Below are 6,897 nucleotides of genomic sequence, written 5' to 3'. Positions count from 1 at the left end.
TGCGTAATGATCGATCTTAGTTGTAAGCGACAAATTTGCTATTAAGGCCTCGGGAATGAAGCCTAAGAGCTGTTTTACGGTGATACTATGATCTTTGAAAATGGCCATATCTCTTTGATTTACAGCATTAATATACTTAAAATCAACGATAAAAACAAATAAATAATTGACAATCAGATAGTTAAATAAAAAAAACAACACATCTCTAAACAAAAAAGTCGGAAGATTAATCTTCCGACCATTCGTGCCTGCGGGGCGGCCTTTTTCATTTCATAAAAAAAAAGCAGGATTAGTGTAACACATACACCTTGCTCCCCGTCATGGTAATCATAATGTTACAAAGTATAGGGCCCATACGGCGTAGCATCATAATAAAATACATCTATTCACAATTTACAAATTGGCCAAAGGCCAAAGTTTTTTTACAACCATGAAAAAGTACATCCTATCCTTGTTAGCAATAAGCACCATATTGTTCAGCGCCTGCAAAAAAGACAATGCTAACAACCCCGTGCCCAACGAAACAGGCGCATACCAACCCTTCACCACCGGCTCTACCTGGAGCTACCGCAACGAAACTGCCGCCATTGGCGATGCCACCGATGCCGAAGTAGATACCACCGTAAACACCATGACGGCCGCTACCAAAGTTTACAACGGCAAAACGTTTTATAAACTAACTTCTGCAACAGGTGGAGAAACCGAAAACACCTATTTCAACTTCACCAACCACGTTTATTACAATTACAGCTTTAACACCGAAGCCGATATGGCGCTGGAGTTGCCTTACCTTAACGATGAACTTGCCGTTAACGGTACCTGGACAGTGCCGGTAGTAGTTGCAGATGCGCCCGAATCACAAATAAAGGGCACCGTGCTTGAAAAGGGAATCAACAAAACCATTCTGGGGAAAACTTACAACAACGTTATCCACTCTAAGTTGGAACTACAAAGCAAAATAGGCGGCGCTTTTACCACCGTGTTTATCTTTGATTTTTATGCAGCCAAAAATATTGGCGTAGTTGCTATTTATACCAGTTACGATGGCGCTCAGCTAAGCAAATCTGAGCTGATAAGCCACGACATCAAATAGTGGCAAACCATTGCCAATAAGCCGGCGCGGAGCCTGTGAGCTGTCTTAATCATCCGGATTTGTGCACATTTAGATGGTTAACTACCCTGCACCTTATGAAAAACAAACGCTTAGCTAAAATGCTCCGTTAAGGCGTGTCCCCAAAAACTATCATTATTCAAATAAATCCGTAGTTTTTTTTGGACTATTTAATGCCCAACCCATGCATAAAATGGGTTGGGCATTTGTTTTGTATTGGTATCTTTGCGCAACCTGTAACGATATTAAGATAAGAGAGAACCGAAACCAGCAATATTGCGTATTATTACAATAAGAAATGAAGAAACACGTACTTATATTTTTTGCACTCATTGCAATATTTGTCCAGGCCTGCAAATTGGATCCCCCTATTTACGGCCCCCCGCCCAAAGAGGATTGGTCGGCCAGTTTCCAGCCTTTAGGCACAGGCACTTTCTGGAAATATGTTACCACTAAAGAAGGTTTCGAACCGGATTCATCCGTATTGACGGTTACCGGAGAACAACCCATCATAAACGATAGCCTTTACCATACCATTTTTAGCATCGGCAAAAAAGCCGGGGGCAACGGATACGTTTATGTGGATAAACATACTATCCAGATAAGATTGTTTTACAAGGAGTATAATGACAACATCAATACGCAATATTTTAACGACACCATACCAAAAGGCGGCACATGGACAGCTAAAATAACCGACAGCGGTTTGCTGAACGGCGTGCCCGCAAGGCTTGTAGGCACGGTGATAGAAACCAATGCCACCAAAGTGGTAAACGGGGTTACCTTTCCACGGGTAACCCACACCAAAATGTTGCTGCAAAAAGATAATGGCAGCGGTTTCCAAACCTTTGCTACCTATGATTATTATTTGCAAATGGGCGTTGGCGTAATAGAAACCGATGCCGTAACAGCGGATGGTACCGACCTGGGTCGTGTATCGCTATATGCATACGATATCAAAAGCAACGAAATCATCATAAAATAGGAGTCTTTACGCAAGTAATTAACTCACAGCTAAATAATTATACCTATATTTAGCTGTATGAAAAAGCAAGCCTTACTCCTTATTGCCATAGCTGCTTTGTTTACCCAAAGCTGCAAGCTTGATGCACCCGAAATAGAAACCAGCGACAGCGGCGGCGGCACTAAATCCGATAGCTATATGCCCCTGACCTCGGGCTCCTATTGGACGTACAACAACGTAATATCGGGTATGGCACCGGATACAGTTACCATAAGGGTAACGGGCGAAACCACCACAGTAAACGGCAAACTATACCATAACATTACGAGCACCTCAAAATTACATGGTAGTACAGCCGGACTGTATTATTACGACAATCACATTGCAGTGTTAAGGGCCAATACGATTGTAGCCGGCTTGACTTTAGATTTCCAGTTCCTTAACGATACTACCGCAGTGGGCCACACCTGGACAGCCCGGCCGACCGATAATGGCCTCGTTAACGGCGTACCCGGCAGGCTTACCGGCAAGGTAATAGAAAAAGGTGTGAGCAAAACCATAGGCGGCCATACCTTTACCGATGTTATAAACACCCAGATAGATCTTGAGTATGACCTGCTTGGTGCTGGCTTTGAAAGCTACGGCACTTATCATTTTTTTGTGGCTAAGGGTGTAGGGCTGATAGAAATCGACAGCGAGGCCTTCGGTGCCGAAATTGGCAAAGAACGTATTATAGATTACAGCATCAAATAATAAGCCGCACATACCCCTATCATGCTATAGCGCGTGTTTTATGCCAAACAAAAAGAGCGATGAAGATAACCCTCATCGCTCTTTTGTATTTTATAAACGGCGTCGCCTATTTAGTTTTCTTTACCTGTGGTTTAGCAGCAGGTTTAGCAACCACAACCGGAGCTGGGGTTGGCTCATCTCTTTTCCTTTTTATTTCGGCAAAAAGGGCACCGGCCAGGGCCAGCACCAATAATATCGAACTTGCCAATGATATTGTTTCGCCGGTATAGTACGATGCCGGGTGGAAAACGAATTCGACGGTGTGATTACCTACCGGGATGTTGGCGGCACGCAGCAAGTAATCTGCGCGGAAGTAGGGTTGCTCGGCACCATCTATGAGCATCTTCCAGCCTTTGTTGTAATATATCTCAGAGAACACCGCTACCTGGTTGGTAGCCGATGTGCTCTTATAAACCATATGGTCGGGCGAGTATTTCACCAGATCTATTCTTGCGGCAGTATCGCCTGCAAGCGGCCTGGCCTCGGCAACCGGTTTGTATTGCATATCAACCATTGCCTCATCCTTCGGCGAAAAGCTGCTGATAGCCTTCATCTCTTCATCAGCATTTTTAACGTATTTCACGCTACTTACGAACCAGGCATGGCCACAAGCGGTAGACTGGCGTTTATAGCCCGTGCTACCCGTTTTAGGATCTGCCTCTATGATGTATTTGGTGTTCAGCATATCCAACACATCCTGATTAGCTATGATCTCACCGGTGGCGCTACTGGTAGGGAATTGTTTATCTACCAACTCCTGGAATCTTTTGAGGCGCGCAGCAGAATAACCGCTTACCGATTTATGGAAGAATGGGTTGAACATATCATAAAGCAACGCAGCGCTTTTATCAAACACCCTGTAATCGGGGTCTTTGTCTTTCATGATATTTTCGTCTATCTGTTGCCTTGGCTGCAGCGCTTGCGCGGCTTCTATCTTGTCCTGAAAATTAGCTTCTTTAAGATAACGTTTATCCACCTGCCAAAGGTCAACCAATACAAGCGCTAAAAACGCTATAGACAAAACAATAGCGTTTACCTTTTGCTTTACAAAGGCCAATAACAAGCCGAATGCAAGCACTACAAAAATAAGGGAGCGCCATGCATCGCTTTGCTCAATGCCGATGCGATCTTTTACAACGGCGTCGGAAATGGCATTGGCTGTGGCATTATCTCCCTTAAGAGCGTAAGCAAGCCTGGCTACCGATTCGGTTTGATCCGCCGCCTTAAAGCTGAGGATCGCCTGTGGATATACCGCCAATATCAATGTTAGGCCGCCCACGATATAAAAGGCTATCTTCAGTTTCTTGAACAGATCGGCTTTATCGGGGTTGTCCATAAATTCCTTTATGGCCAGTAGCGCCAGCATAGGAAAACATAGGCCCGTTACGGCCAGAATAGATTCGGTAGCGCGGAACTTGTTATAAAGCGGGAAATATTTAAAGAAGATATCAGACACGTAAGGGAAGGTGCCGCCGAAGGACAACAGCATGGTTAGCACAACCGTGCCCAACAACCACCATTTTAACCTGCTGCGTACAACAATGAGGCCCAATACGAATAAGAAACAAATCGCCGCGCCAAAATAGTACGGGCCATAGGTTGATGGCCTTTTTGGCCCCCAATATATACCAAGGCCCGGGAACTGCCCCGATCCGGTTATCTGGCCGGCATAATTAACCGCCTGCTCTTCAGAGGCGCCTTTGGCTATGAATAGTTTGGCAACGCCCGAGTTTTGATCTATAACCGCCGAGCCCGAGCCGCCGCCTGCAGCGTTAGGCACCAAAAACGAAACCGACTCTTCAACACCCTGGCTGTATTGATAGGCGTAATTCCTGTCAAGGCCGTCACCTGCCTCCTTATCGGTCGATTTCAGGTTCGATTTACCGCGGATGGTTTCGGTGCCGTAATCGGCAGTGCTCCATAAAATAGAGGCATTTACTCCCACGCCAAGCGCCATTGCTATGGCCAAAAAGCCCATGGCTTTGAAAAACTTAGCGGTAGTTTTGCCTTTAATGGCGTGGAACAGTTCGATGCCAATGAGTATGAACAAGGCCAGCATCAGGTAATAGGTCATCTGTACGTGGTTAGAACGCACCTCCATCGCCAGGAAGAACGCTGTAAGTGCTCCCCCGCCTATGTAATTCCCCCTAAGGGTTAAAATGATGCTTGCCAAAAGCGGTGCAAAAAATGCAATGGCGAAGGCCTGGTTGGAGTGCCCCGCCACCAGCAGTATCATATTATAACTGGTGAAGGTGAAAGCAATAGCACCCGTGGCCGCCAGCCAGGGATTCAACTTGAGGACGATGAATAGGAAGTAGGTACCCAGCAATAATATCAGCACGGTATCCACCGGGTTGGGGAATGTGGCTTTTATAGCCGATACCACATGCGTGGTAATGTTATTAGGATATGGTGCCCATATCTGGAAAGTGGGCATCCCTCCGAATATCTGGTTGGTCCAAAGGATGGTGGTATCCCTGGCGCGGTAATCGTTTATCTCTTTTTGGGTGCTTTGTGCGCCTATTACGTCGCTCTGCCCCAATGTTTTACCCTGGAATGCAGGCGTAAGATAAAAAAAGCATATAGCTAAAAAAATTCCGATAACGGCCAGGTGTATGCCGTTACGTTTAAACCAGTTGTTCATCTAAATTATTTAAAGGGACATTTATAACAATTTCCAAAAATAGGAATTTGAATGACAATAGGAATGATAAGTTTAGGTAAAGGATATTAATTAACAGTTATGGGGCTGCTTGTTGATGAAATAAAACACTACAATCATCCCAATAATACTTACTACGTAAACAATTGTGTTTAAGCGGTTATATAACTCGCGGTTGCGGCGGATGGTATAGGCGTTGTAAAGGGCAAGCACGGCCAAGGCTCCCCAAAAGAAGTTGTTTATCCTGTCGCAGGTAGCAAACAGCGATACTAGCACCGCCAACACGATGCAGTTGGTTACGATGAGCAGCAACTGCGGCGGGGTATTATCATGGCTTCGCCTACGCTTGTACAGGTTTTCGGGCAGCATAGAAAGTATTATTTGATTTCTTCGTAATCTACAAATTCGCCTTCGGTATCAGGCAGTTTTTGCTTATTGCCTTCGGGGATATAGTCAACCTTTACACGGCCCTCCGGCTGCTTGGGCTGCTGATAATTTTGTTGATACCGCTGCTGAGCGTTTTGCTGGGCATTCTGCTGCACGTTATTGATTAAACCCCTGAAAATCGCAGGCAATAACAGTTTAAAAATGTATTGAACAATATACAGGATGCAAATGATTATAATGAGGTAACGGAACATTTCTCTTGAATTTTGGCTTACAAATATAAGTAGTATAACGCAAAAATTGTTTGGATAGTTTGTAGATGTGCAAGTGTGCAGATTTCAGATGTGCAGATGATTTTTAGATGCCAGCAAAGACGGTTTCCACACTTAGCTCGAAACCTGGAAGGATGGCGGTAGTTATGGTATCACCTACTACCAACGGCCTTGTGGCCTGATAAAGGCCATCTACCAAAACATATTTCAAGAAGGATTTATCCTGAGGGGAGATAATCCAATACTCCAACACGCCCGACTCTTCGTAAACTTCGTACTTATTGCGAAGTTCTGTTTGGTTGTTGCCGGGAGAAAGTATTTCTACCACAATATCCGGCGCACCAACGCAACCACGATTATCTACTTTCGCAGGGTCGCATATTACACAAACATCCGGCTGCACAACAGTAAATATTTGCTGGTCTCCATCACCGTTTCTTCTTGGAAGTCGAACGTCGAATGGTGCCGAATATGCCTCGCACGATTTGTCTTTTAGAAAATGATACAACTCTCCCGATATCACCCACGAGATACGCTGGTGCTTTGATGCAGGCGCCGGCGTCATTTTAAAAATTTTTCCTTTTATCAGCTCAAGCCTATCCTCAAACGTCCATTTAAGGTAATCGGCGTAGCTGTAGGTTTTATTTAAATCAAGGTCAGACAGTTGCATCACTTCCATAACTCAAATTTAAAAAATAATCTGCACATC

General features: G+C 44.7%; 7 protein-coding genes. 3 read left to right on the top strand and 4 right to left on the bottom strand.

What is annotated here, in order from left to right:
• Positions 1-430 precede the first annotated feature (430 nt).
• The 3 genes from AC1DXC_RS02880 to AC1DXC_RS02870 all read left to right on the top strand — a co-directional run bounded on the left by AC1DXC_RS02880 (position 431) and on the right by AC1DXC_RS02870 (position 2,828).
• Positions 431-1,093 (top strand): hypothetical protein, encoded by a 663-nt coding sequence (locus AC1DXC_RS02880; RefSeq protein ID WP_477457625.1) that lies wholly within the window; start codon positions 431-433, stop codon positions 1,091-1,093.
• Positions 1,094-1,409: 316 nt separating this feature from the next.
• Complete coding sequence (locus tag AC1DXC_RS02875) at positions 1,410-2,096, top strand: hypothetical protein (RefSeq protein ID WP_477457624.1); 687 nt, start codon at positions 1,410-1,412, stop codon at positions 2,094-2,096.
• Positions 2,097-2,153: 57 nt separating this feature from the next.
• Positions 2,154-2,828 carry a hypothetical protein gene (locus tag AC1DXC_RS02870; RefSeq protein WP_477457623.1) on the top strand — a complete coding sequence of 225 codons (675 nt, stop codon included), beginning with the start codon at positions 2,154-2,156 and terminating at the stop codon, positions 2,826-2,828.
• A 106-nt stretch (positions 2,829-2,934) separates the two neighbouring features.
• On the opposite strand, the gene AC1DXC_RS02865 is transcribed toward AC1DXC_RS02870, so the two are convergent.
• The 4 genes from AC1DXC_RS02865 to AC1DXC_RS02850 all read right to left on the bottom strand — a co-directional run bounded on the left by AC1DXC_RS02865 (position 2,935) and on the right by AC1DXC_RS02850 (position 6,867).
• Positions 2,935-5,511, bottom strand: coding sequence for a YfhO family protein (locus tag AC1DXC_RS02865; protein WP_477457622.1), 2,577 nt, complete (start codon positions 5,509-5,511; stop codon positions 2,935-2,937).
• A gap of 90 nt (positions 5,512-5,601) precedes the next feature.
• The gene (locus tag AC1DXC_RS02860) at positions 5,602-5,898 is read right to left on the bottom strand and encodes a hypothetical protein (RefSeq protein ID WP_477457621.1); all 297 of its coding nucleotides are present in this window, start codon (positions 5,896-5,898) and stop codon (positions 5,602-5,604) included.
• Positions 5,899-5,906: 8 nt separating this feature from the next.
• Complete coding sequence (locus AC1DXC_RS02855; RefSeq protein ID WP_477457620.1) at positions 5,907-6,170, bottom strand: DUF4834 family protein; 264 nt, start codon at positions 6,168-6,170, stop codon at positions 5,907-5,909.
• 103 nt (positions 6,171-6,273) lie between these two features.
• On the bottom strand, positions 6,274-6,867 hold the full coding sequence (locus tag AC1DXC_RS02850) for a Uma2 family endonuclease (protein ID WP_477457619.1): 594 nt from the start codon (positions 6,865-6,867) through the stop codon (positions 6,274-6,276).
• Positions 6,868-6,897 lie beyond the last annotated feature (30 nt).

The sequence above is a fragment of the Mucilaginibacter sp. P2_D11 genome (genome assembly GCF_056404435.1).
The sequence above is the reverse complement of the archived record's forward strand: the minus strand, read 5'-3'. Positions and strand labels throughout refer to the sequence as shown.